Raw genomic sequence first — 24,304 nt, 5'->3', positions numbered from 1 at the left:
ATGGAAATGATATGGTTTGCGCTGCTGGTCGTTTTTTTTAACGCCTTCATGGCCAGATACTTTTCTACTGCGACGGTCAGCGGACCGCTCGGCATCCAGCCTAACCGGATTTACATCATGATGGGCGCCGTTTGTTTGATCGTCGTGGCGGGTCTCCGCAATAACATCGGAGATACGTTTCTTTATATGCATAGTTATAGAGTAACAGATTATACGTGGATGTCCGTGCTTCAAGGTGACGATATCGCATTTAATATTTTCCAAATGATGTTGAAACAAATGACGGAAGATCCGCAGTTGATGATCTTTTTAACGGCATTTGCTACGAATGCGTTAATCTTCGTCGTGTTCTATCAATATGCAAGGCAAATCGAACTGAGCCTTTACGCTTATATCACGACGGGTGCGTTCATCGTATCCATGAACGGAATCCGCCAATTTCTAGCTGCGGCAATGGTGTTCGCGGCGACAAAAGCATTGCTGGAAGGCAAGTGGAAGAGCTTCTTCGCAGTCGTCGTCTTCGCCTCGTTCTTTCATCAGAGCGCGCTCATCATGCTTCCGATCTATTTCTTGGTCCGGCGCAAAGCTTGGACGTTGACATCCATGCTAATGCTTAGTATGGCAATTCTGGTCGTTGTCGGATTTAACTACTTCTCTACGGCATTGTTCGCCGTTATCGAGAATACGCAATATTCGGAGTACCAAAGTTTTCAAGAAGGCGGAGCGAACGTGCTGCGAGTCATCGTCTACATCGTTCCAGTCCTCATCGCGTTTCTCGGAAGAGAGAAATTAGCCCGCATCTTTCCCCAGAGCGATATCATCGTCAACTTGTCCCTCGTCGGAGCAGTCATCATGATCATCTCGACGCAGAATTGGATTTTCGCGAGACTGGGTATCTACTTCACTCTCTATCAATTGATTTTGTTAGGCTGGATCGTCAAGCTGTTTCGAGAGAAGGATCAACGGTTTGTCTATATCGGATTAATCTGTTGTTACTTCCTATATTTCTTCTATGAAAATGTGATCATCTTGGATATTCGCTACTCTAGCGATTATCTCAAGTGGCCGTTCTAACCAGGGAGGAGGAGACGTCATGGGACAAATGGAGCAAATTCCCCGCATCATTCACTACTGTTGGTTCGGGCGTGGGGAGAAGCCGAAGAAGATTCAAACCTGTATGAAAAGCTGGCAGAAGCGACTTGGCAGCGGCTACAAGTTCATGGAATGGAACGAGGACAACTTCGATCTGGGTCAATCCCGTTACGTGAAGGAGGCCTATGAAGCGAAAAAATACGCGTTCGTCAGCGATTACGTTCGGCTCTTTGCGCTCTATCATTTCGGCGGCGTGTATCTGGACACGGATGTCGAGGTGGTGAAGCCGCTCGATCCGCTTCTCGCGCACGAAGCGTTCTCGGGCTTCGAAGACGAACGTTTCCTGCAGTCCGGGACGATGGGCGCCGTTCCGGAGCATCCCTGGATCAAGAAGCTGCTCGACGATTACGAAAGCAGATCGTTCCTGCTGCCTGACGGCACGTACGACATGCTGACCAATACCGCCGTCATCTCCAAGTTGTGCAAGTCGGACGGCCTCGTTCTGGACGGCAAATACCAGAAGCTTGGCAACGGCGTCGTCTTCTATCCACGACAATATTTCAGCCCCTACGACTATATTAACGGGGGAAGCTATTTGACGGACGAGAGCTACACGATCCATCATTTCGCGCAATCTTGGCTGCCCGCGCATGTGCGGCTTAAGAGCGGCGCGAAACGGTTTGTAAGCCGAATCATCGGCCCTGCGGCGATCGCCAAGATGAGAAAGCTGTTTGCTGCGCAAACGTAATTCGAAACAGAGACAGAGATAAATAGAGGAGAGGCCATACGATGATGAAACGAATGTTCGACTTAATCGCCGCCAGTCTGCTGCTTGCGGCTTTGCTGCCGCTTATGGTTCTGCTTGCCGTGCTCGTGCGGACGAAGCTGGGATCTCCGGTGTTGTTCAAGCAAGAACGGCCCGGTCTTCACGGCCGCCCGTTCTACTTATACAAATTCCGAAGCATGACCGACGAACGGGACGGAGAAGGCAAACTGCTCTCGGACCATCTGCGTCTGACGCCATTCGGGCAGCTGCTTCGGAAGCTAAGCTTGGATGAGCTTCCGCAGCTGTTCAACGTTGTCAGGGGAGAGCTTAGCCTTGTCGGCCCGAGGCCGCTTTTAATGGATTATTTGCCGCTATATACGGAAGAGCAGGCGAAGCGGCATCTCGTCAGGCCGGGCATCACGGGATGGGCGCAGGTGAACGGCCGCAACGCGGTGACATGGGATGACCGGTTCGACCGGGATGTATGGTACGTCGAGAACCGGACCTTCTGGCTCGATATGCGCATTCTGCTTCTGACCGTGAAGCGGGTGCTGCGTTCGGATGGAATCAGCAACGGCAACCATGTGACGATGCCGCTCTTCGACGGTCAGGCGCATAATCAGAAAGGATGATGGCTACGATGTCCCAGCAGCATACGAATGAGCAAACCCGCATCTACTTATCGCCTCCGCATATGAGCGGGAACGAACAAGCTTATATCGACGAAGCGTTCCGCAGCAACTGGATTGCGCCGCTTGGTCCCCATATTAACGCGTTCGAGCAGCAGCTAAGCTCCTATGTCGGCTCTCGCGGCGCTGCTGCGGTAAGCTCGGGAACGGCCGCGATCCACTTGGCGCTGCAACTGCTGGGCGTCGGAGAAGGAGATACGGTCATCTGTCCCAGCTTTACGTTCGTGGCCACGGCGGGTCCGATTCGTTATCTTGGAGCGGAGCCGATCTTCGTAGACTCCGAGCCGGATACATGGAATCTATCGCCGGCGGCGCTGGAGCGGGCTTTGTGGCAATCGGCGGCCGCAGGGAAGCTGCCCAAGGCTGCCGTGGTCGTGCACTTGTACGGCGGAATGGCGAAAATGGCCGAAATCATGGATGTCTGCGGCCGTTATGGCGTGCCCGTCGTCGAAGATGCGGCGGAGTCGCTTGGTTCCTCCTATCGCGGTCGTCAAAGCGGAACGTTCGGCGCTTTCGGCATATTCTCCTTCAACGGAAACAAGATCATTACAACATCGGGCGGAGGCATGCTGATATCGGACGATGTCGAAGCGCTGGAGAGGGCGAAGTTTCTCGCGACGCAAGCGAGAGATGCCGCCGTTCATTATCAGCATAGCGTCATGGGGTATAATTACCGGATGAGTAACGTGCTGGCCGGCATCGGAAGAGCGCAGCTTGAAGTATTGGAGCAACGGGTGGATGCTAGGAGAGCGATCTACCGGAACTATGCCGAAGCTCTCGGCAAGCTTGAGGCGATCAAGTTCATGCCCGAGCTGGAGGGTACGCGGTCGAACCGCTGGCTCACTGCCATGACGGTGACTGATCCGCATGCGGAAGCCGTCATCGGCAGCTTGTTGGAATCGTTCGCCGAAGCTAACATTGAAGCCAGGCCGTTGTGGAAGCCGCTTCATCTCCAGCCGTTGTTTAAGGGAGCTGCGTTCTATCGGCATAACGAACAAACGAATTCAGTGTGCGAGGAGCTATTCCGAACCGGCATCTGCCTGCCATCCGGGTCGGGCATGAGCAAAGAAGAACAAGAGCGTGTCATCGGCGTGATCGAAGACGTCGTAAGCGGAATGCGCGCGAAGGCTTCCGGAGCGGCGAGCTAGAGATAACGTTCGCCGCTTAGTCGCGATCGGATGGGTCGGGCAGGCGTACCGAAAGCAACGGTGTGCGAGCCGATATCCCGAATGAGCGTTGAACCTGCGCCGATGACGCTATGTTCGCCGATCGTAACGCCATGGATGATCGTCGCGCCGATCGCGACGGCTGTATACTCGCCAATCGTCACGTTGCCGCCGGTTGTCCCTTTGGGCGCGAAGCTGACGAACGATCCGATCTTCGAATCGTGATCGACCGAAGCTAGGGGATACAACACGGTATGATCGCCGATCTCCACATCGCAGCTGATCACGGAGCCAGCCATAACGACCGAGCCCGCGCCGATGCGGGCTCCTCTTGCGATAACGGCAGAAGGATGGATAGCCGTAACGAACGGGAGCCCCGGCCGAATTCTTCGAATCGTCTGTGCGACCAGCCCTCTCTTCCAGTTATCGCCGATCGCCACGATTGCGCCGTCTGCTCGGTTTGCCCGATCCTCGAGCCACGATTCGTCTCCCAATACCTCGTAACCGAATACGATTTCTCCGGCAGGCTTGCCTCCGTCCAACAATCCGATGATTTCGTAAATTCCTTGTTTTTCTATAGTATCGATAACGGTTTTGGCATGCCCGCCAGCTCCGAACAAAATAATCCGATTCGACATTCGAGAGTCCCTCCGAGTTCATACTATTACCTGCTATTTCCTATTCTAGCATACCGATTGGCGCGGGCGATCCAGAATATTGTAGAAATCTGGTGAACCTGATTGACAGAACTACAAGCGGATGCTAATCTGTAGTTGTGTTCGTTTTATAGAACAAAATATAAATTTTGTTCGTTATTTGCGAATGAAGGAGACCGTCATGAAAATGGAAGCTGCGCTCCATACCGGGGACTTTTCACAAGAATTAAAATTGCTGCTCGCCTTTCTGGAAATGGAGGAAGGGTCGGAACTGAGTTATGAGCATTGGGAGCTCATGAAGGACGCGGACTGGCATGCCTTCATTGAACTGGCCAGACATCATCGCGTATTCCCGACGATTAACCGGAAGCTGCAAGAGCACCGGCCCATTAGCGTGCCTGCTTTCGTTCTAGGGTTATTCCAGAAAGACTATTACCGGAATACGCTGCAGATGCTGGCTTTGAGCGGCGAGATGGAGCAGCTCTCCAGCCTGTTCGCCGACCGGGATATTCGAGCGTTGTTCCTGAAAGGGCCCGTTATTGCGGCCGATCTGTATGGCGATGTATCGCTTCGAACGTCCTGCGACCTCGATGTGCTTGTTCCGATGGACCGGCTCGAGGCGGCTGAAGCCTTGCTCGTATCGTTAGGCTACGAGAAGGACGATTACATAACAAGCGTTCTGAACGACTGGAAGTGGCGGCATCATCACGTAACCTTCTTGCATCCGAAGAAAGGGATTAAGGTAGAGGTCCACTGGCGGCTTAATCCGTCGCCGTCGAAGGAACCCGGCTTCGAGGATCTATGGAGCCGCAGACGCCAGAGCGCGCTCATCAGCCGGCCGATCTTCTATCTCGGAAGGGAGGATCTGTTCCTGTTCCTCGTCTCCCACGGCGCGCGTCACGGATGGTCGCGGCTGCGCTGGCTGCTCGATATCAAGCAGCTAATGAACCAGCGGATCGACTGGCCAAGGCTGACCGTTCATCTGCGCAAGCACCAGATGCTTCATCTGGGCGGGCAGGCTCTGTTCCTGGCAGCCAAGCTGCTCGCGGCGCCGCTTCGGGAAGAGATGAAACCGATCCTGACGACGCGCAAGGCGGGATGGCTGGCGGAAGACACCATGTTCTACATGGAGCGGACGGTCAATCTGCACAGTCCTCCGGTGCCGAAGGATGTCGAACGATATCATAGACAATATTTGTTCGGTCTGATGACGTTAAGGCAGAAGTGCGTCTACGCGCTTAGCATCATGCATCCGTTCCATGAGGATGCGGAGACGTTGCCGTTGCCGAAGCAATTGCATTTTCTCTATTTCGGGCTGCGTCCGTTCCTCTGGATGTGGCGGAAATTGAGCGACAGCAAGAAACATAAAGCAGCCGGAACCTAATCGCTCGGCGGGGCGAAGCGGAGAAAGGAGCTGACAAGTCCATGATCAGAAAAGCGATTCGTACGATCGCCTTGCAATATCGAAGCAGGGGACTGCTTCACACGCTGCTCATGAATGTCGCGCAATTAGCGGCCTTCGCCAGGGCATTCTTTTATAAACTACTCTACCTGGGCAGCATCCGGGCTTCTTTATTCGCGATGCAAGGCGGAAGTACGATCGAAATCTTCCATAAACGCGCGAAACTTCATGTCGGACGGTTCGTTTTCCTACGGAAAAACATTAGCATCCGAATCGACGACGAAGGGCAGCTTCGGCTGGGTGATCATGTTTTCGTAAACGACAATTGCACAATTAATTGCGCGTTAAACATCACGATCGGCGACTATACAAAGATCGCGCCTAACGTATGCATCAACGATCACGACCATAATTTCCGCGGCGCGGAAGGCGGTCACTTGCTCAAAGGTTCCGTCGTGATCGGCAATAACGTATGGATCGGAGCGGGTTCGATCATTTTGCGCGGAACCCAAATCGGCGATAACGCCGTCATAGCCGCAGGGAGCATCGTGAAAGGGATCGTTCCGCCCGACACGCTGTTTCTGAATAAACGGGAGAAACAATTCTCTGCCATTCGGCAAGGGCCGGTCGATGAGTTCGTTCACGGCATGGCGAAAGGAGCGGAGGCGATATGAAGAAACGCGTGTTATTCACCGGCTATGCGATGGAAATTGGAGGAATCGAGCGGAGCCTCATTAATATGCTGGAACAATTCGATTACGACAGCTTCGACGTTGATCTGATCGTGTTCTGCCATACCGGCGAATTCATGGAGATGATTCCGAAGCAGGTGAATCTATTGCCGGAATCGCGAAGTTACGCAGCTATTCGCAAATCAATTCTCGAATGCTTGCGTCAAGGATTGGTGAAGGCTTCCTTGCTTCGCGTAGCCTCGAAAGCCGCGGCTTACGTGAGCGCTCGCCGACTGCGCCCAGCCGAGGGACCCGGTTATATCCAGATGCAATACGATTCCAAATGGTTCGCCGCCGCTCATAGAGGACCGATGATCGAATACGATATGGCTGTCAGCTACGCCTGGCCTCATGATTTCGTTGCGGAGAAGGTGCGCGCCAAACGCAAAATCGCATGGATCCATACCGATTTCACCCAGCTTGAGATGGACCGGACGATGGACGAAGCCGTCTGGAGCCGGTACGAAAATATCATTTCGATCTCGGAGGCATGTACCGATTCGTTCATCAAAAGTTATCCCAGCCTTAAAGAGAAGATCAAGCTGATCGAAAACATTACATCTCCGGCCTTTATTAGGGACATGGCCGAACAAGGAGACATCCCGCAAGCCATGAAGCCGGAAGGTTTTACGATCGTTTCCGTCGGAAGGCTCTCCTATGTAAAAGGGTTTGACATCGCCATACTGGCGTTAAAGCTGCTGCACGATCGCGGTTTAACGAAAGTGAAGTGGCATGTCGTCGGGTACGGCGGCTCCGAGAACGAGTTGCGCGAGCAGATTGCCAGAAGCGGACTGGAGAACAGCTTCGTGTTGCTGGGGAAACAAATGAATCCGTATCCTTTCATTAAACATTGCGATCTGTACGTGCAGCCTTCCCGCTATGAAGGGAAAGCCGTTACGGTTACGGAAGCGCAGATCCTTCATAAGCCGATCATCATCACCAACTATCCAACCGCCACTAGCCAAGTCGTTCATGGCAAAACGGGCATCATTTGCGAGTGCAGTGCTGAAGGATTGGCGGATGCAATCGGGGAGTTATACGCGAACGATGAGAAACGCAAGGAATTAATAGGCAACCTGGAACTTGAGGACTACCATAATCGGGATGAACTTGAGAAGCTGTACAATATGGTCGTCTAATCGTCGAGGGAAGGAGGCAGTGTCATGGAAGTAAAGGTAAGCGTCATCGTGCCCGTCTATAATGCGGAGAAGTATTTGGAGGAGTGCATCAGGTCGTTGCTCGGACAGACATTGCAGGAATGCGAATTCATATTCGTCAATGACGGATCGGTTGACGGAAGCCGGGCGATGATCGAACGATTCCAGCAGGAAGACAATCGCATCCAGTTGATTAATCAAGAGAACCAGGGCGTAAGCGTCGCCAGGAATGCCGGGATCGAAGCCGCCCGGGGCGAATACATCGGGTTCGTGGATGCGGACGATTGGGTGAAGGCGGATATGATGGAAACTCTGTATCAAGTTGCCGAATACCATCGGTGCGATATCGTTTTTTCTGATTACGTTGGAGAACTGGGCGGGCGAATGATCGCAGAACGAATGGAATTTCCGACCGGACGACTCCTGGATAGAGACTTTATTCGAAAAGAAATTCTCCCTGTTTATTTAGAATCGGATCGCCTGAATTCCGTGTGCAATAAACTTTACCGCCATGAGGTCATCAGCAACTATCAAATTACTTTCCCAAGCGGCATCGCCTTAGGCGAAGACGGTTGGTTTAATATGCAGGCTCTCAGTGCGGCCAACTCCGCCTGTTATGTCGATTACGCCGGTTATCATTACAGAGATACGGCGGGTAGCGCGACCCGAAACTCAAACCCTGCCCAATATTTTGCCCGTGCCCTTCGAGTGTATCGGGAGCCCCTCCCCGTTGATTATGAAGCTGCCGTACAACATGCGAATATTCGGGCGCTGCGCTCCAAGAAACTCGTCCATTCGTGCATTTCCTTGATCCATCACTGTTTTGAGCCGTCTAATCCGGTAAGTTTTGTTCAAAAAATAACAGATGTACGCAAGATGGTCCATCACTCCGAATTGCAGGTTGCATTGGCCGATTATGCAACCGGCGATCATTCTAGATTCGGCAGATACGAACGCATCATATTGTCACTGATGAACTCGAAATCAGCGGTAGGTCTTTACGGCGTCACCGCTTACAGCAGATTTCGAAATCAAAAGGTTATTGGAGGATAAACAAATGAAGATCATGATGTTTGCGCACGGAGGCTCTATGAATCGCGGTTGCGAGGCCATTGTCCGTTCCTCTGCCTCTATTATTAAACAATCGATACGCGGGTCGGAAGTGTACTTGGTGTCCGATAATCCGGTAACCGACCAAATCATCCCTAAACTTGACGGCATTTATGACGGATCTCCTCGACCGCTCACGAAATATTCCTACGATTGGATGGTCTCTTCCATTCGGAACAAGCTCTTTCAGGATGAAACTTATGCCCAAGGAAAAATTCATAATAATATTATCAAACATATTCATCAAATGGACGTTTGTATGTCGATTGGTGGAGACAACTATTGTTACGGAGAGCAACCTGGCTGGTATGAAGTAAATCGTAGAGTCAAAAGAGAAGGGAAAAAGCTAGTATTATGGGGTTGTTCCATTGGTGAAGAGGACATGTCCGAAACGAAATTAGAGGATTTGAGGACGTTCGACCTCATATTGGCCAGGGAATCATTGACCTATCAAATGTTGACCGGAAAAGGGCTTAGTAATGTCAAACTGTGCGCGGATCCTGCCTTCACCATGGACAAGGAAGAACTGGAATTGCCGAGCGGATGGCAGGAAAACAATACAATCGGGATCAATTTCAGCCCGTTGGTCTGGAAAAGAAATCAAAATTCGCATGCGGCAATGAATGAACTTATTCAACACATTCTGAACAAGACAAACATGACGATCGTTTTAACTCCCCATGTCATTCAGGAAAGCAATAACGATTATGAAGTTCTTCAACATTTTTATGCCTTGTATAAGGATTCAGGAAGAGTTCTATTGCTTCCGGATAACTTGAACGCAATTCAGTACAAAGGGTATATAGCACGCATGCGATTCTTTATCGGAGCAAGAACCCACGCGACGATTGCCGCGTATTCCAACTGCGTCCCGACGATGGTGCTTGGATACAGCGTAAAGTCTAAGGGGATTGCTCATGATTTGTTCGGCAAGGAGAAATTGGTATTAGGCATTCAAGAAATTTCGGATGCAGACAAATTAAAGCTTTCATTCGAAGAAATGCTTCGCGATGAAATGGAGATCAAACATCAATTGCAACATGCGATTCCCCGGATTCAGGAGATGTCGTCAAGGGCTGTTCATTATTTATCAAAGTTAGCGTGAGGTATCCATGAAAACAAAACTGCTGTTTATTATGCCCGGGCTTGGAGCAGGCGGCGGAGAGAAAAGTTTGGTGACGATGTTGTCCCAAATCGACTATACGAAATTCGAGGTAGACCTGTTCTTATTTAACCATGAAGGTATTTTCATGAACGCATTGCCGAATGAAGTGAATGTGATTAAGCATCAAGAGAATTATTCGGCATTCACGCAACCCTTATTGCTCTCGCTTAAAGTCCTGTTCGCCGCGTCCAACTATCGGCTTTTGTTAAACCGCATCTTATTTTCACTTAGGAATCAGTACCGGAAAGGTTCATCCACGACCGAGCAGTACACCTGGCGCTTTGTGTCCAAGTCAATGGAGCGATTGCAGTCCAGATATGATGCCGCCATAGGCTTTTTGGAAAAGTCATCCATATACTGCTGCGTTGATAAAGTAGATGCCGCCAAAAAAATCGGATGGATTCACAACGATTACGACAAGTTGGATATGGATGCCGCATTTGATGAAAAGTATTTTAATCAGTTGGACCAAATCGTAACAGTATCCGAGGAATGCGAGCAGGTACTCAAAAAGAGATTTCCTCGGCATGCCGGCAAGATCAGCACCATCTATAACATTGTGTCGCCGAGGCTGATCAAGAAGATGGGTCAAATGACGGATGGGGACATTTTCGCTCGGAAAGAGGATGAAATCATTCTACTTTCCATAGGCAGGCTTCATTCGCAGAAAGGCTTCGACCTCGCTATCGAGACTTGTGCACGTTTAATCGAAGACGGAATCAATGTGCGCTGGTTTATTATCGGAGAAGGTGAAGAAAGAGATTCTTTAGCGAAGGCCATCCGCAAGCACAAAGTCGAGCAACATTTTATATTGCTAGGACTTAAAGAGAATCCTTATCCTTACATCGAGCAATGCGATATTTACGTTCAGCCATCAAGGTATGAGGGGAAATCCATTGCAGTGGATGAAGCAAAAATATTAGGAAAACCGATCGTCGTGACTGATTTTAGCACTGTAAAGGATCAGATCCAGCACGGTCTGAACGGTGTGATTGCTCCTATGAACGCTTTTGAACTGGCTTCGGGCATCAAGGAACTCATCGTAAATCGCGATAAATCAAACGAAATGAGTATTCGGTTATCCAATGAGAAGTTGGGCACAGAAGAGGAGATATATAAGCTTTACAAGCTAGTGGGAGGTTAAGCGGTGAAAAAGAAGTTGTTATTCGTCATGAACCATCTTCATTGCGGTGGAGCCGAGAAAGCATTGGTTTCCTTATTGCAAGTGATTGATTACGATCATTACGAAGTTGACCTGCTATTGTTTAAACCTACGGGGGTATTCCTAAAGCAAGTCCCTGAAGAAGTTCATGTTCTTCCCTCACCAGAAAATTACCCATATTTCGATATGCCTCTGAAAACCGCTGCTGTCAAATGCGTTAAGAGAGGAGCTTTCCGGGATTTGTTTGTTCGATTTTATTTGAATTTCGTTATGCGGACCGAAAAAAACGAAGCACGGCGAGAGCAGTTAGCTTGGAGACATGTCGTCCGTACATTTCGGCGATCGGAACGCGAATATGATGCTGCTATTGGCTTCCTGGAAAAAAGCCCGATTTATTATGTTGTAGACCGAGTGAAAGCAAAACGTAAACTGGGATGGATTCATACAAACTATTCGAATCTGAAGATGGACGCGAATATAGACCAGCCCTATTTTGAAAAGCTGGATTTTATCGTTACCGTTTCCGAGGAGTGTTTACACTCATTACGAAATGAGTTTGATCTCTACCATAATAAACTCAAGCTTATATCCAACATTGTGTCCCCAACCATTATCAGAAATATGGCTAACGAAGCTGCATTATCCGATCCCATACAGCACCAAGTCGTACGAATCATTACCGTTTCCAGATTAAGTTATGTCAAAGGAATCGATTTAGCGATTAAAGCATGCAAAATATTAATTGACCGCGGCTATCTCGTGAAATGGGAATTGCTTGGTTATGGAACCGAAAAAGAGCTTGAAGAAAATCGAGCGCTCATCAATCACTATGGATTGCAATCGCATTTCGTATTGCTTGGGGTGGTAGAGAATCCATACCCGTATCTGAAGAATTCCCTAATCGTTGTGCAACCTTCGCGGTTCGAAGGGAAATCAATTGCAATCGATGAGGCGAAAATATTGAAAAAACCGATAGTCGTAACTAATTTTAGCACGGCTAAAGATCAGATAAACCATGAAGTGAATGGCTTGATAGTCGAAATGGATCCTATAGCAATTGCGGAAGGCATTGAGAGGTTCATCCAAGATGAGAGCTTAAGATCTCATGTCATTGACCGATTATCTGAGGAAAATTTAGGTACAGAATCGGAGGTAAATAAGCTATATGAGCTTGTTCATTAGCGCATTCGTCGTGCTGGGAGTTGCTTTCTTGGGCGGGGTTACTGTTCTCCTCATTGATATTGTCCCTGTATTCCGGGTATGGCTCAGCAGAATTCACATCGGAAGACAGCAAGATACATCGGCATGGAGCCAGATCATCAAGAAGAGGGGAATCAAGTGGCTAAATCGTACACCGTTGATGAAGGTAACGGATCAGACTCGCCTAACGGTATTGGATCGGATGAAAGGCCGCTATACAAGTGCTACTTTGCAAGATTGGCAGCATGCGGCGCTTCTCCTAGGACTAGCGGAATGTGAGAACGATGCCAATGACGTTAAGGAAATACATACGTTTTTGAACGCATGTTTCCGTGCTGATGGAAAGTGGGTGAAAAATCCGATTCATATTGATTCCGCCATAGTCGCTTATTCTTTATTTCGATTAAAAACAATCGAGATTACAGACTATAGACCCGCTCTTGACGAGATGTACGAACTTATTCAAGATCATGTTGGTCCAGACGGAACCGTACAATATCGGAAAAGGATGGCGGAATACCGCTACGTAGATACGATAGGATTTATTTGTCCTTTTCTAATTTCTTATGGATTAAAATTTATGAAACCGCAGGCTGTTGATCTTGCCATCCATCAGATTAGGGCCTATGTCCAACATGGCATGCATGGCAAAGAGTTTATTCCATGTCATGCATACGATGTCCGAAATCATGCTCCTCTTGGTTTGTATGGATGGGGGAGGGGACTAGGCTGGTTTGCAATAGGATTAATCGATTGTTGGGATCTGTTGCCGCAGAACCATCTGTATAAATCCGAATTGCAGGAATACGTGGCTAGATTTGCGCGCTCGGTTATAACGTTTCAGCAGCCGAACGGGAACTGGAATTGGACTGTAACCAGACCTGAGAGCCGACCGGATTCGTCTGCAACAGCCATGCTTAGCTGGTATTTGCTCAAAGCTTCCGCCGTCCAGGGGTTGTCTGATTTATGTATCGCGGGTGTAACGAAGGGAATCACGTATCTGAAGAGCGTCACGCGAAAGGATGGCGCGATCGAGTTCTCGCAAGGGGATACCAAAGATATTGGCCACTACTCTACTTTATTCGGGATCATGCCATTCACGCAAGGGTTTGCCATTCGAGTGTCCCAATTGGTGAAGGTAGACAGACCAAAGGAGATGCTTTATGAAGATAACCGTCTTTACTCCAACGTATAACCGCGGATATATCATCGGAACGTTATACCAATCCCTGCAGAATCAAACCATTCAGGATTTCGAGTGGCTAGTAATAGACGACGGATCCTCGGATGAGACGGAATCGTTGTTCCGGCAGTGGATTGAAGAACCCAACCGGTTTGCGATTAGATACATGAAGGTTGAGAACGGCGGGAAACATAGAGCGATTAATAAAGCGGCTCATTTAGCCAAAGGCAAGCTGTTTTTTATCGTAGATTCTGATGATGCCTTAACGGAAGATGCGATTGAAAAGCTTGTGAAGTGGGAGGAAAGTCTGGATCCCAAGGGCCGATTCTGCGGCGTGTCGGGAAATCGAGGAACGGCACCGGATCAATTGCACGGAACCACCTTCGAAGGCTCTTATTTGGATGCGACTTCGCTAGAGAGAACGAAATACAATATGAGGGGAGATAAAGCCGAAGCCTTTTATACCGAGCTCCTTCGAAATTATAAGTTTGTCGAAATTGACGGTGAGAACTTTATGACGGAGGCCACGGTATGGGACAAAATGGCATACGATGGTTATAAGCTGAGATGGTTTAACGATGTCATTTACATTTCGGAATATCTGGAAGACGGCCTGACCAGAAATATAAGAAATGTTTTCTCAAAAAACCCTAAGGGCACCGCTTATTATTTTAAACTGCAAATCAAACATCATCGATACAATTGGTGGGGGAGAATGGCCAATTATTATTTGTATTATGAGTTTGTTAAAGAACGTAACACACCAAATCAAGCAGCTGATTATTTGGGAATACCACCGATCACTTTAAAACTCGCGATAAGTTTAGTGAAAATCAAGAGGATGGTTTTTAGAGGAGTTTCCTATGAGAATTAGACATAATATTAAGATAATTACACGATAAAACATAAAATTATCTACATCCAAAAGATGGGATGACACGAGGAATGTGAGAAAACAGGGATTGTGATATTCATCCTACAGGAGAGAGTTAATATCATGAGAGTGAAGCACACTATTCTTAATATTACTGTCGGTTTACTGAATCAATTTATTATTACGGTCTTAAGTTTTGTCTCACGGACTGTGTTTATTAATAGTTTAGGAATTGAATATCTTGGACTTAATGCTCTGTTTACAAGCTTGCTGGCCATGCTTTCACTAGCTGAAGCAGGTATTGGAGTAAGTATTGTATATAATTTGTATAAACCCATATCGGAACAAGATCAACCCAAAATAATGTCATTAATGAGGCTTTATAAAAACGCATATCGAATAATTGCTCTTATTGTGATGCTGATCGGTTTAATGGCGATGCCATTTTTACAAGTTTTTATTGATACGGATATTCCGCACTTAGAGCTGGTATATTTAATTTTTTTGTTTAATACTGCATTGCCTTATTTATTCGTCTATAAACATTCCTTTTTAAATGTCAATCAGAAAAACTATATTGTAACTGCAGTATATTCGTTTTCCACAATAATCTCCACTTCTTTAAAAATAGTTATTTTACATTATACAGAAAATTATTTGTTATTTCTTGTTGTAGAATGTATTATCTCGATTACAACATCGATATTACTTGCCAAAGCGGTTGACCGTATGTACCCATATCTAAAAATCAAATCAAAAGAAAAGCTCGATTCAGACACTAAAGCAAATTTTATCAAAAATATGAAAGCTATATTAATCCAAAACATAGGAACTTATTTTATTTTCGGCGTAGAAAATATTTTGATATCTTCATTTGTAAGCATTGTGGCAGTCGGGATGTATTCCAATTATAAAATGCTTATTGATATATGCAGAACGTTTATAAACCAGGTGTTTGGAAACATGTACAACAGTATGGGTAATTTGATTGCCAAAGAAAATTCACAAAAAGTTTACAGTATTTTTCGTGTAACACAACTGATTAGCTTTTGGCTCTATTCGTTATTTGCGAGTTTGATGTTTTTGTTTGTCAATCCGTTTATCAAACTATGGTTAGGCGATGATTTTGTATTGGATAAAGTTGTACTTATTCTCTTGCTTGTTACTTTCTATGAACGAGGTATCCGTAATGCGATCACTATGTTGAAAACCACCTCTGGAATTTTTCACGAGGATCGGTTTGCACCACTGTTGCAAGCATTCATTAATTTAAGTGCTTCGCTTGTGTTAGTTCATTTTTGGGGATTATCAGGAATTTTTATGGGTGGATTAATTAGTGCATTTGCTGTCCCTTTCTGGTCAACACCTTATTTGGTATTTAAAAGAGTTTTTGATTTGCCGCTCATCAGTTACTACCTAACAAATCTTTATTATATCGTCATAGCTTTATTGGGCCTTTTCTTAAGCTACGGCATATCAACCCTCTTTAACATGGATTCTTATGCACAACTTATCATTCAATGTTTATTCTCGATGATTGCAATCAACGCATTATACACCTTATTTTTTTATAGGTGCGATGAGTTCAAGTATTTATTGAAAGTTTTTAGGCTGCTCGTGAACAAAGTAACGGGTAAAAGTTATGTATTTTTCAAAAAGAGAGTAGTACGAGATGATTCATTATAAGTTGAAGAGGGGATAACAATGAAAATCGCTTATTTGATATTGGCCCACAATCAATTTCATCATCTTGAAAGGCTGGTTTCCAGTTTAATCCATGTGGATGATGATATTTTCATTCATGTAGATAAACGCGCTCAATTGGATGGACTTAGATTTAGGCGGCCTAATGTAAGTATTATTGAAAAACGATTGTGTGTCCATTGGGGTGGATTCAGCATGATAAAGGCTCAGATAGAACTTCTCAAAGAGGCTAATGAGAAAGGACATTATGACTATTATATATTATTGAGCGGTGCTGATTATCCGATTAAAACGAGAGACCAATTAATAAGACATTTAAAAGAAAATAATGGATCTAATTTTTTGAATGCAGCGGAGATGCCCCAATTTAATAAACCGTTGGAACGTATCCGAACTTATTATATTGAAGGCGGGGAACGTACAAAAAGTCGTATAAAATCGTGGTGGATAAAGCTTTGCAATTACTTTTATAAGAAAACTATAAAAAATAGAAGTCTTCCTCTCCCTTTCTTGGATTATAAATTATATGCAGGTGGTCAATGGTGGGCATTTCATTATGAATTTATTCAATACCTATTGAAATTTTTGGGGGAGAATACACAATTCACGAAGTTTTTTAAGCATACGTATATTCCGGATGAGATGTTTTTCCATATCATTTTAATGAATTCGCCTTACAGTCACACGATCAAGGGTTGTCTCACATATACGGATTGGAGGATAGGAGAACCACCTTTTCCATCCCTAATAAGTTCAATTCATATGGCAGAGTTGGAAAAGGAATTTTCAGAAACGGCTTACGGCATATCTTACCACTGTTTTGCGAGGAAATTTAATGATGGTTCAGAAGATATAATCCAATGGATTAATAGGATGACAAACAGCCGGGAAGTGTCTACGAGTTATCGAAGATAAATTGGATTAGGACAGGGATCTGCTTTATGAGGCAGATCCCAAAATCACAAATATTAATAATAAGACTAACTATCCCGTATAGGAAAGTACAATCAAAATTTCATCTACACCGCCCGATTCCGGCAATTTGACTACTGTATCATTATTACATACAGCAGTGTTGGAGCTGTATTTTTGCCCGCACTGTGATCCCGTTGTGCCTGCCCTCGAATTTAGTTGATCTGCCTTCTTTAACTTGCCTTCCGTTTTTCCAGACTGCCTTCTATTGAATCTCAAATTACATAATTGATCCATATGGCTTAAAGACGGGCAATGAACCGATTTCCTGCCAAATGACTGTACCATCGTTTACTTGGAGGGGTGACACGGTTGGCCAAGTAGGCGTTGTTCCTCCAGTAGTACCTGCGCCGATCGTCTCAAATACCTTTCCTCCTGCAGAGATCCTGTCACCCTTTGCTTTTACCGTTGATGCTGACCATGCGGTTGCATTCGCAATTCCCGGAATGATACACACCCACCCAATATATCCCCCGCTTACTGGATTTGCATGGCTGAAGGTATCCCCTTTGAACCATATTCCGGAATTAGGAGGTGCATACCCTTCGAATTTTGGATCATAGTCGATATAGATATCCGCTTCCTCTCCCGGCAAAGCGATTCCAAAGTACGTATTTCTAATGTTCCCAAATAATTTGACTGCTTTTTTGTTAGCATTATTGTAATACTGGAGGGATAATCGTCCAGCTCCCGTATAGCTAATTCTCGATTCTTTTATAAACAAGCTGACGGTATCTGATATAACATTAAAAATGTTGGTTAGTAAATAAGCGAACCCGCTGTTGGCGATTTCTATACGGCTGTTTTCAACCTCAATCCAACCGTAACCTGTATTAAACTCGCTTATAAAAAGATAGGTAATGGACGTCACGTCAAGATTGCAATTTATTAATTGGGTAACAGGTGAATAATCAGGGTTGTTAATACCACCTATTTTAATAATCGTGTCCGTCAGAGCGCTCTTATTCACTAAGACTGTTCGGCCTAAAGAAACGCTGACATGATTATTTAGCAAACATTTATTAAACCGGCAATCATGGAACTCTACGGTTTCGGCTTTTGTTTTTTGGTGTCTAGTTTCTAATCGTAAATTCATGTTCACCATAACGGTTCCCTGAACGAAATAAGTTCTGAAATACATTTCTCGCTGCGTTATGCTGCTTTCGAAGGTACAATTCTCGATTCGGTTTACCATAATTGTTGGTAAGCCTGAAAACATTTCCGTCCAGATAAAATGGTTATCCCGGCACAAGTGTCTATCATCATCCAACATGACGAATACGCCCAAGTCAATAAGCGTGTTTTTGTGAAAATGAACAATATAATCAGGGCTCTCGAAGCTGGTTTTATTTGTATAAATGATCGTGTTGCTTTCGATGTTCACATGGGCATTGGGTAAATGGGCCGTCATGAGTCCGACTCCCGTTTGGCAACGATATAGGTAGTTTTGGGTTATGTTTGCCATGTGTAATGTGTATAGATTTATACCGATTCCTCCAAGGTTGTAGAAATGATTGTTGTGTATTTCGATTGTCCAACAGCCTGCGAGTATACCGTGATATAAGTTATATAATACATTGTTTCGAATGATGCAATTATCCCCGTACGAGTCCTCCTGATTGATTCCATATCGTGTAGGATCAGTGAAGAGAGGTTTGCGATCGAGCGCCCCGGTTCCGTCATGAATCATGTTGTTTTGAACCGTGTTATAGTTGCCACCGAGCGTAATGCCGCCGCGGTGAATATTGTAGACCTCATTATATTCAATTGTATTGTGATGTGGAGTCAAGCCGAATTTCAAGGTCATCTGCATGTTTTTGGTCGTTGAAGTCTCATTGTTAAAAATAAACCTAAACTTCCTGGCAGTGGGAGGAATTGAAATCGGAGTATAGATCTTCTTGTTGCTATAGTTGCCGAGATACGTGTTGTCGGCTCCGTAATAAGCGACATCTACTTCCTTCGTGTTAATAGCCGTCTGGCGAGAGTAGCCAGCTCCGGCGACAAGGAAACTGTCATACCCTGTCGTTGGGATCGTTAACAATTGTGATGTTAACGTTTTTCCGTTAGTTGGAATAAGCGCCCCGGTTTGTCGATCGATATCGTTGACGGTCAATCCGAGTCCAAATTCCGCATAGTCGTAATAGCCTGTGCTATCTAGTGAAATGCCATCGCCCATGTAGCTGCTTATTTTGCTGTTGCTAACGGTACAGTAAGACGATCCTCTAACGATTTGAATGCCGTAGGTCCATTCAATCGATGCTTCCGCTGTCGCGATGAAACTTCGGTCGGCTTTGCATCCGATGAGAACGAGGTTTTTGACATGGGAGTTCGTCACGCTTTGCAATTTGATGCTGACGCCGTCCTGTCCGTTCGAGAATTTGCCGGGGAAGTTATAATAGTCCGTCACTCCGGTTCTCGTGTCGAACGGAGACTTGCGCGTTGAATCGTAGATGACCTTCAGTATGGAGCTATTAAAGTCTACTGTCATACTGCTCTGGGTGATCATAATAGTGCGGGGATAACAGATGGCATAATCCCCTCGTGGCATCAGTACATAGTTGTAGCCGTTTGTGGCAGCCCATTGCAGAGCATTATTGATCCCTTGTACGTTTTTGTCAGCTTGTACATAGTTGGCATCCGTGTAAGGTTTGGTAGGTATTCCGGCAACTATTCCCCATCTGCTTAGTTCAATGACGTATGACAATGCTGAACCGATTGCCCCTGCATTCTGACCAGGGGGCCCTTGCGGACCGATCGATCCTTGAGGACCTTGTGGTCCGACTGGTCCTTGGGGGCCTAATTGACCTGCGGGTCCTTGCTGCCCCGGCTGTCCTGCAGGCCCGGCGGGACCCTGTTGCCCTGTAGCTCCAGTTGCGCCTTGCAGACCAGTTGCCCCAGTTACCCCTGTAGCGCCAGTTGCGCCTTGCAGGCCAGTTGCCCCAGTTGCCCCTGTAGCTCCAGTTACGCCTTGCAGACCAGTCACACCAGTTGAGCCTGTCGCGCCCTTTGGCCCTTCAACACCAGCCGCTCCTTGTTGCCCGGAGTCGCCTTTTGGTCCTTGCGCTCCCGTCGCTCCCGTGCTGCCCGTAGGGCCGATTGCCCCAGTTGCTCCTGTAGCGCCTTTCGCTCCGGCAGGCCCCACAGGCCCTTGCATGCCAGCAGGTCCCGTAGGTCCAGTAGCCCCGTAGCCATCCGGCAGCGCCGACGGTTTAATCTTACCGGAAGTGGGATCGTAGATCGTATCTAGTTTCTCTTGCAACCCGGTATCGTCATAGACGAGGAAATCTTGTCCGTTCACGTTCAAATGACCGTTATCAGGCATATTGCTCACCTCTCATCCCTATGAATTGTGGTATATCAGTACTATATGTTGGGATAGTTACCGGAGGAAGTGTAGAAGTCTATTAATAGAAGCGGATGGTGGATTAACTAGAGTGAAAGAAGCAGGTGTTCGTCAGCGCATTCGAACGGTGATACAAGAAGACCTCATGCTCACTTCCGCTAGTTTCGTCAAACACGCTCGCGGCTTGAAACTATACTTTGGACATTGGAGTCCTTGGTTGGCACAGTTAAAGCGAATATATTTGTAATTTCGATAACTGAGCCTAACAGCATACAACATAGGCAGAACGCGTAGTGATGAGAGTTCTGCTATGAGTTTCCATACAAAATACTAATTTTGATAATTATATCAATTATTATAAATTTGTCACGAAATGACAAAATCTATCATTTGTCGCTATATCCAGAAAATTGACTTTTATGCTAGAATTTATTTTGTAATTATTATACATAAAATGAAGTTTGAGGGGTGATGTCGTTAGAGGTTGATTTACGTTTTGATTGCACTAATTGATGACAAAGAAAGAGGGATATCGAATGAAAGGTTTGTTTATCAGAAATGATCGAATTTTTTTGTTAACTATTGTACTGATATGCTGCATTTTGGGTCTAAGTGTTCACGTAGAAGCAAATTCTTTTGTAACTTCGAGTTTATCGGCAGGAGACTCACATGTTCTCGTCCTTAAGGCCAATGGGAAAGTGTGGTCTTGGGGGAAAAATGCAAACGGGCAATTGGGAAATAACTCAGTCATGGATAATGCGACACCCGCACAAATTCCTAATCTATCGGACATCACCAGTATTTCAGCTGGAGCTAACCATTCTCTAGCAATCGATCAAGATGAACGTATTTGGGCATGGGGAAGTAACTCTGTGAACCAATTAGGAGATGGGACATCTACACAAAGAAATGCTCCAGTCATGCTAAGCGGCCTTCAGGACATCGTTTCCGTTTCCGCAGGCTTTAATCATTCATTAGCTTTAAAAGAAGACGGTACGGTCTGGTCATGGGGGGGGAACACTAATGGCCAATTGGGAAATGGAACAACTACAAGTAGTTCCCAACCGATACAAGCGAGTTTGAGCAGCAGTATTGTAGCTATTGCAGCAGGAAACGGTTATTCTTTAGCGCTTGATTCTAATGGCGTCGTTTGGGCATGGGGATTAAACGCAAACGGTCAATTAGGTGATGGATCGACTTCTACCCGGCTGTCCCCAGTTCAAATAACGGCAATTCAATCGGTTAAGAGCATCTCGGCAGGAACAAATCATTCTTTGGCGTTGCTTCAAAATGGATCTATGTATGCTTGGGGAAATAACGCAACCGGGCAGCTAGGTGATAATTCCTTTACTAACCGATTAAGTCCTGTTGCCATTAATATAGCGGATATTAGTGCGATTGCTGCGGGAAAAAACCATACTCTAGCAATAAAGGCAGACGGCTCTGTATGGTCTTGGGGGAATAACTCGCAAGGTCAACTAGGCAATGGCACGAATGTAACAAACAAAATTCCAACTCAAATTAATGGATTAACAAATGGAAAAAGAATTGCTGCCGGATCAGACTTCTCTGTCATGCAAAAACAAGACGGAACACTGGCACTATGGGGCAATAACAATTTCGGTCAACTTGGAATAAAAGAGTTTGGGAAAGGGAGTCCTACAGCTAGACAAGTTGTATCTATAACGAATGCCTCACATCTTGCTGAAAGTGCAGAACATTCTTTTATAGTACAAGACGATGGCTCGGTTTGGGGTTGGGGGAGCAATAACTACGGAAAAATAGGCGATGGTACTTCTTTTATGAAAGAGTTGCCTGTTAAAATTGGGAATTTGCCATCAATTGCAACCGTTGCTGCTGCAGGAGAACATAGCTTGGCAGTTAGCTCTTCTGGAAGCGTTTGGGCGTGGGGCGCCAATTTAAATGGTAGATTGGGTGATGGAACAACTGTGAATAAATACCCGCCCATTCAATTAACATCTTTGTCCGGTATTTTGCAGATATCTGGGGGTCAAAATCATTCGGTAGCGTTAAAACAAACGGGAGAGGTTTTCGCGTGGGGGAAAAATGACTATGGGCAAGTAGGCAATCAATCTTCCGCAGATCAATTAACTCCGCTGCAAATTCCTGGTTTAAATCAAATTGTTGCAATAGCTGCTGGTGATCACCACACACTTGCTTTAAAACAAGATGGAACCGTTTGGTCCTGGGGATGGAATAACGAAGGGCAACTCGGAAATGGATCTCAATCCAATACGAATGTTCCCGTGCAAGTCAGTATTAGCAATGTTGTTAGCATTAGTGCCGGGGGTACGCATTCTCTAGCCGTAAAGAGCGATGGAACGGCTTGGGCTTGGGGGAGCAATGTCTTAGGTAAACTTGGTGATGGAACATCAACAAGACGATTAACTCCTGTGCAGGTATTAAATATTGAAAACATTACTAGTGTCGCTGCCGGATTACATCACTCATATGCACTCAAAGAAGATGGTACCGTATGGTCGTGGGGCTACAATGATAGTGGACAATTGGGAGACGGGACCTACACAGCGGCTAGAATTACACCGGTTCAAGTAGTAAATCTATCAGGTATAGAACAAATAGCCACCGGAAATACCCATGGTTTAGCGCTCAAGAATGATGGTACTGTCTGGACGTGGGGAAACAATGTAGGAGGAAAGTTGGGGATTGGTAATATCAGCAAATGGACCCCACAAACTGTGAGACTAAACAGCGTTGCAGTCTATGAATATGATGATGCCAATAGAATCCAATATATGTTAGTGGATGACGAGAGATACAACTATATCTATGACGATAATGGAAATCTTATAGCAATTGTGAAGGAAGAGGAGTAGCTTAATACTTTATTACAGGGGAGAGGAATACATTGTCTTATAATTGGAAGATGCGAATTTTATCTGTCGCGCTTAGCATTGCGTTAATGGTGAGTCTATTTAATGGTTTCGATATATCACGCAGCTTTGCAGACAGCAATTCGCAAGAGGTCGAAAAAATGGAGAGACTGTTGGATCGTTTTTCCGTCACACAAAATTTTGTTGATTCAGAACTTGCAGCAGGCTATTCTGTCAACCAAATTTATGCCGCACTTATGAAAGTTGAGCTTGACGGAATTGATTATGCTGCGGCAAGACTTCAGCTCTTTCCAGACGAAATCAATTTGTCTACTAACGCCCAGAGCGAGGTGAGCAATGCTAGTCTGCCACTGGATTTAGTGCTTACCGATGCTGATTCAACTGTGACAGGCCAAGTGTATGATCCGCAAGTTATGAATGAAAATAACAATGATGACCAAGATGCTACAGAGTCGGACTTGCCGGAAACGTCAGTTACAGCGGATGTAACTGAGGAATCGATAGAACAAGAAATTCAGTACGACCATTCTCAAGGAACTGAAGATTTATCAACAAGCGAGGAAGACACCAACTTATTAGAAGAAGATCAGTTAGAAGAATCTAGTCAGAACTCTGAAGAACCAATAGAAGAAGATAATGAGCAGACAGAGGATGAGCTTTCGGCAGAAGGCGAGACTGTCCTTGAAGAGCCCTTGTCTATGATGGCAATGTCCGGACCCGGTGGCCAAGAGGAAGCGCCGGTATTTAACAAATCGACGATTAGTCAGGCACCTTATTCGATCAATATGGATCAGGAGAGTATTTCTAGTTTATCTGGTGATCTGTCGCTATATCAAACGGATATGACACTCCCAGGCAGAGGAGGACTATCGTTTGCTTTAACTCGACAATACAATTCGCTATTAAGCCCCTTAATCGGATTTGAGTCTAGCACACTTAACGGTGTAAGCTAGAAGCAGAAGCGATGGAGGGGATTTTTTAATGCAACGCAGACGATTTTCAGTGGAAATGAAGAACCAGATTATTCAAGAGGCCAAGGAGGTCGGGAACGCTTCC

Annotated in this window: 19 protein-coding genes; 17 read left to right on the top strand and 2 right to left on the bottom strand. The window is 45.9% G+C overall.

The annotated features are described in order from the left end of the window. Genes RB620_RS27960 through RB620_RS27945 form a run of 4 tightly spaced genes read left to right on the top strand, consistent with a single transcriptional unit; the run spans position 1 to position 3,695 of the window. Complete coding sequence (locus tag RB620_RS27960) at positions 1-1,074, top strand: EpsG family protein (RefSeq protein WP_308100170.1); 1,074 nt, start codon at positions 1-3, stop codon at positions 1,072-1,074. A gap of 19 nt (positions 1,075-1,093) precedes the next feature. Next, positions 1,094-1,840, top strand: a complete 747-nt coding sequence (locus RB620_RS27955) for a glycosyltransferase family 32 protein (RefSeq protein ID WP_308100168.1) — start codon at positions 1,094-1,096, stop codon at positions 1,838-1,840. Positions 1,841-1,884: 44 nt separating this feature from the next. Continuing rightward, entirely contained in the window at positions 1,885-2,490 is a 606-nt protein-coding gene (locus tag RB620_RS27950; RefSeq protein WP_308100198.1) for a sugar transferase, read from the top strand. A gap of 8 nt (positions 2,491-2,498) precedes the next feature. Beyond that, entirely contained in the window at positions 2,499-3,695 is a 1,197-nt protein-coding gene (locus RB620_RS27945; protein WP_308100166.1) for a DegT/DnrJ/EryC1/StrS family aminotransferase, read from the top strand. On the opposite strand, the gene RB620_RS27940 is transcribed toward RB620_RS27945, so the two are convergent. Then, positions 3,692-4,351 (bottom strand): acetyltransferase, encoded by a 660-nt coding sequence (locus RB620_RS27940; RefSeq protein ID WP_308100164.1) that lies wholly within the window; start codon positions 4,349-4,351, stop codon positions 3,692-3,694. The two genes, RB620_RS27945 and RB620_RS27940, sit on opposite strands and share 4 nt — an antisense overlap. Positions 4,352-4,550: 199 nt before the next feature. Here RB620_RS27940 and RB620_RS27935 point away from each other — a divergent pair, with 199 nt between their 5' ends. The 11 genes from RB620_RS27935 to RB620_RS27885 all read left to right on the top strand — a co-directional run bounded on the left by RB620_RS27935 (position 4,551) and on the right by RB620_RS27885 (position 16,972). After that, positions 4,551-5,753: a nucleotidyltransferase domain-containing protein gene (locus RB620_RS27935; RefSeq protein WP_308100162.1), complete on the top strand. Its 1,203-nt coding sequence runs from the start codon at positions 4,551-4,553 to the stop codon at positions 5,751-5,753. A 41-nt stretch (positions 5,754-5,794) separates the two neighbouring features. After that, positions 5,795-6,445 carry an acyltransferase gene (locus tag RB620_RS27930; RefSeq protein WP_308100160.1) on the top strand — a complete coding sequence of 217 codons (651 nt, stop codon included), beginning with the start codon at positions 5,795-5,797 and terminating at the stop codon, positions 6,443-6,445. Further along, complete coding sequence (locus RB620_RS27925) at positions 6,442-7,641, top strand: glycosyltransferase (protein WP_308100159.1); 1,200 nt, start codon at positions 6,442-6,444, stop codon at positions 7,639-7,641. Before RB620_RS27930 ends, RB620_RS27925 begins: the two co-directional genes overlap by 4 nt. 24 nt (positions 7,642-7,665) lie before the next feature. Beyond that, positions 7,666-8,712, top strand: a complete 1,047-nt coding sequence (locus RB620_RS27920; protein WP_308100157.1) for a glycosyltransferase — start codon at positions 7,666-7,668, stop codon at positions 8,710-8,712. 4 nt (positions 8,713-8,716) lie between these two features. Continuing rightward, positions 8,717-9,874, top strand: coding sequence for a polysaccharide pyruvyl transferase family protein (locus tag RB620_RS27915; RefSeq protein WP_308100154.1), 1,158 nt, complete (start codon positions 8,717-8,719; stop codon positions 9,872-9,874). A 7-nt stretch (positions 9,875-9,881) separates the two neighbouring features. Beyond that, positions 9,882-11,078 (top strand): glycosyltransferase, encoded by a 1,197-nt coding sequence (locus RB620_RS27910; RefSeq protein WP_308100152.1) that lies wholly within the window; start codon positions 9,882-9,884, stop codon positions 11,076-11,078. A 3-nt stretch (positions 11,079-11,081) separates the two neighbouring features. Further along, positions 11,082-12,278: a glycosyltransferase gene (locus RB620_RS27905; protein ID WP_308100150.1), complete on the top strand. Its 1,197-nt coding sequence runs from the start codon at positions 11,082-11,084 to the stop codon at positions 12,276-12,278. Further along, positions 12,262-13,491, top strand: a complete 1,230-nt coding sequence (locus RB620_RS27900; RefSeq protein WP_308100147.1) for a glycoside hydrolase family 88 protein — start codon at positions 12,262-12,264, stop codon at positions 13,489-13,491. Before RB620_RS27905 ends, RB620_RS27900 begins: the two co-directional genes overlap by 17 nt. Beyond that, a complete protein-coding gene (locus RB620_RS27895) occupies positions 13,460-14,353 on the top strand; it encodes a glycosyltransferase family A protein (protein WP_308100145.1) in 894 nt (297 codons plus the stop codon). The genes RB620_RS27900 and RB620_RS27895 overlap by 32 nt, the downstream gene beginning before the upstream one ends. Before the next feature lie 123 nt (positions 14,354-14,476). Continuing rightward, positions 14,477-16,039 carry a lipopolysaccharide biosynthesis protein gene (locus RB620_RS27890; protein ID WP_308100143.1) on the top strand — a complete coding sequence of 521 codons (1,563 nt, stop codon included), beginning with the start codon at positions 14,477-14,479 and terminating at the stop codon, positions 16,037-16,039. A gap of 18 nt (positions 16,040-16,057) precedes the next feature. Beyond that, positions 16,058-16,972, top strand: a complete 915-nt coding sequence (locus RB620_RS27885; RefSeq protein WP_308100141.1) for a beta-1,6-N-acetylglucosaminyltransferase — start codon at positions 16,058-16,060, stop codon at positions 16,970-16,972. A gap of 277 nt (positions 16,973-17,249) precedes the next feature. Here RB620_RS27885 and RB620_RS27880 read toward each other — a convergent pair whose 3' ends face one another. After that, positions 17,250-20,351, bottom strand: coding sequence for a right-handed parallel beta-helix repeat-containing protein (locus tag RB620_RS27880; protein ID WP_308100139.1), 3,102 nt, complete (start codon positions 20,349-20,351; stop codon positions 17,250-17,252). A gap of 557 nt (positions 20,352-20,908) precedes the next feature. Between RB620_RS27880 and RB620_RS27875 the strand changes: the two genes are divergently transcribed. Both RB620_RS27875 and RB620_RS27870 read left to right on the top strand, forming a co-directional pair. After that, positions 20,909-23,230 (top strand): RCC1 domain-containing protein, encoded by a 2,322-nt coding sequence (locus RB620_RS27875; RefSeq protein ID WP_308100137.1) that lies wholly within the window; start codon positions 20,909-20,911, stop codon positions 23,228-23,230. Positions 23,231-23,262: 32 nt separating this feature from the next. After that, complete coding sequence (locus RB620_RS27870) at positions 23,263-24,201, top strand: hypothetical protein (RefSeq protein WP_308100135.1); 939 nt, start codon at positions 23,263-23,265, stop codon at positions 24,199-24,201. Positions 24,202-24,304: the final 103 nt, after the last annotated feature.

Source organism: Paenibacillus sp. LHD-117 (genome assembly GCF_030929555.1).
Classification (GTDB): Bacteria; Bacillota; Bacilli; order Paenibacillales; family Paenibacillaceae; genus Pristimantibacillus.
The sequence above is the reverse complement of the archived record's forward strand: the minus strand, read 5'-3'. Positions and strand labels throughout refer to the sequence as shown.

Bases quoted from the DNA above. Each gene is read 5' to 3' on its own strand.
- RB620_RS27890 (WP_308100143.1), top strand. From the start codon at position 14,477: ATGAGAGTGAAGCACACTATTCTTAATATTACTGTCGGTTTACTGAAT.
- RB620_RS27880 (WP_308100139.1), bottom strand. From the start codon at position 20,351: ATGCCTGATAACGGTCATTTGAACGTGAACGGACAAGATTTCCTCGTC.
- RB620_RS27885 (WP_308100141.1), top strand. From the start codon at position 16,058: ATGAAAATCGCTTATTTGATATTGGCCCACAATCAATTTCATCATCTT.
- RB620_RS27925 (WP_308100159.1), top strand. From the start codon at position 6,442: ATGAAGAAACGCGTGTTATTCACCGGCTATGCGATGGAAATTGGAGGA.
- RB620_RS27875 (WP_308100137.1), top strand. From the start codon at position 20,909: ATGAAAGGTTTGTTTATCAGAAATGATCGAATTTTTTTGTTAACTATT.
- RB620_RS27935 (WP_308100162.1), top strand. From the start codon at position 4,551: ATGAAAATGGAAGCTGCGCTCCATACCGGGGACTTTTCACAAGAATTA.
- RB620_RS27955 (WP_308100168.1), top strand. From the start codon at position 1,094: ATGGGACAAATGGAGCAAATTCCCCGCATCATTCACTACTGTTGGTTC.
- RB620_RS27900 (WP_308100147.1), top strand. From the start codon at position 12,262: ATGAGCTTGTTCATTAGCGCATTCGTCGTGCTGGGAGTTGCTTTCTTG.
- RB620_RS27920 (WP_308100157.1), top strand. From the start codon at position 7,666: ATGGAAGTAAAGGTAAGCGTCATCGTGCCCGTCTATAATGCGGAGAAG.
- RB620_RS27915 (WP_308100154.1), top strand. From the start codon at position 8,717: ATGAAGATCATGATGTTTGCGCACGGAGGCTCTATGAATCGCGGTTGC.
- RB620_RS27940 (WP_308100164.1), bottom strand. From the start codon at position 4,351: ATGTCGAATCGGATTATTTTGTTCGGAGCTGGCGGGCATGCCAAAACC.
- RB620_RS27895 (WP_308100145.1), top strand. From the start codon at position 13,460: ATGAAGATAACCGTCTTTACTCCAACGTATAACCGCGGATATATCATC.
- RB620_RS27950 (WP_308100198.1), top strand. From the start codon at position 1,885: ATGAAACGAATGTTCGACTTAATCGCCGCCAGTCTGCTGCTTGCGGCT.
- RB620_RS27930 (WP_308100160.1), top strand. From the start codon at position 5,795: ATGATCAGAAAAGCGATTCGTACGATCGCCTTGCAATATCGAAGCAGG.
- RB620_RS27960 (WP_308100170.1), top strand. From the start codon at position 1: ATGGAAATGATATGGTTTGCGCTGCTGGTCGTTTTTTTTAACGCCTTC.
- RB620_RS27910 (WP_308100152.1), top strand. From the start codon at position 9,882: ATGAAAACAAAACTGCTGTTTATTATGCCCGGGCTTGGAGCAGGCGGC.
- RB620_RS27945 (WP_308100166.1), top strand. From the start codon at position 2,499: ATGTCCCAGCAGCATACGAATGAGCAAACCCGCATCTACTTATCGCCT.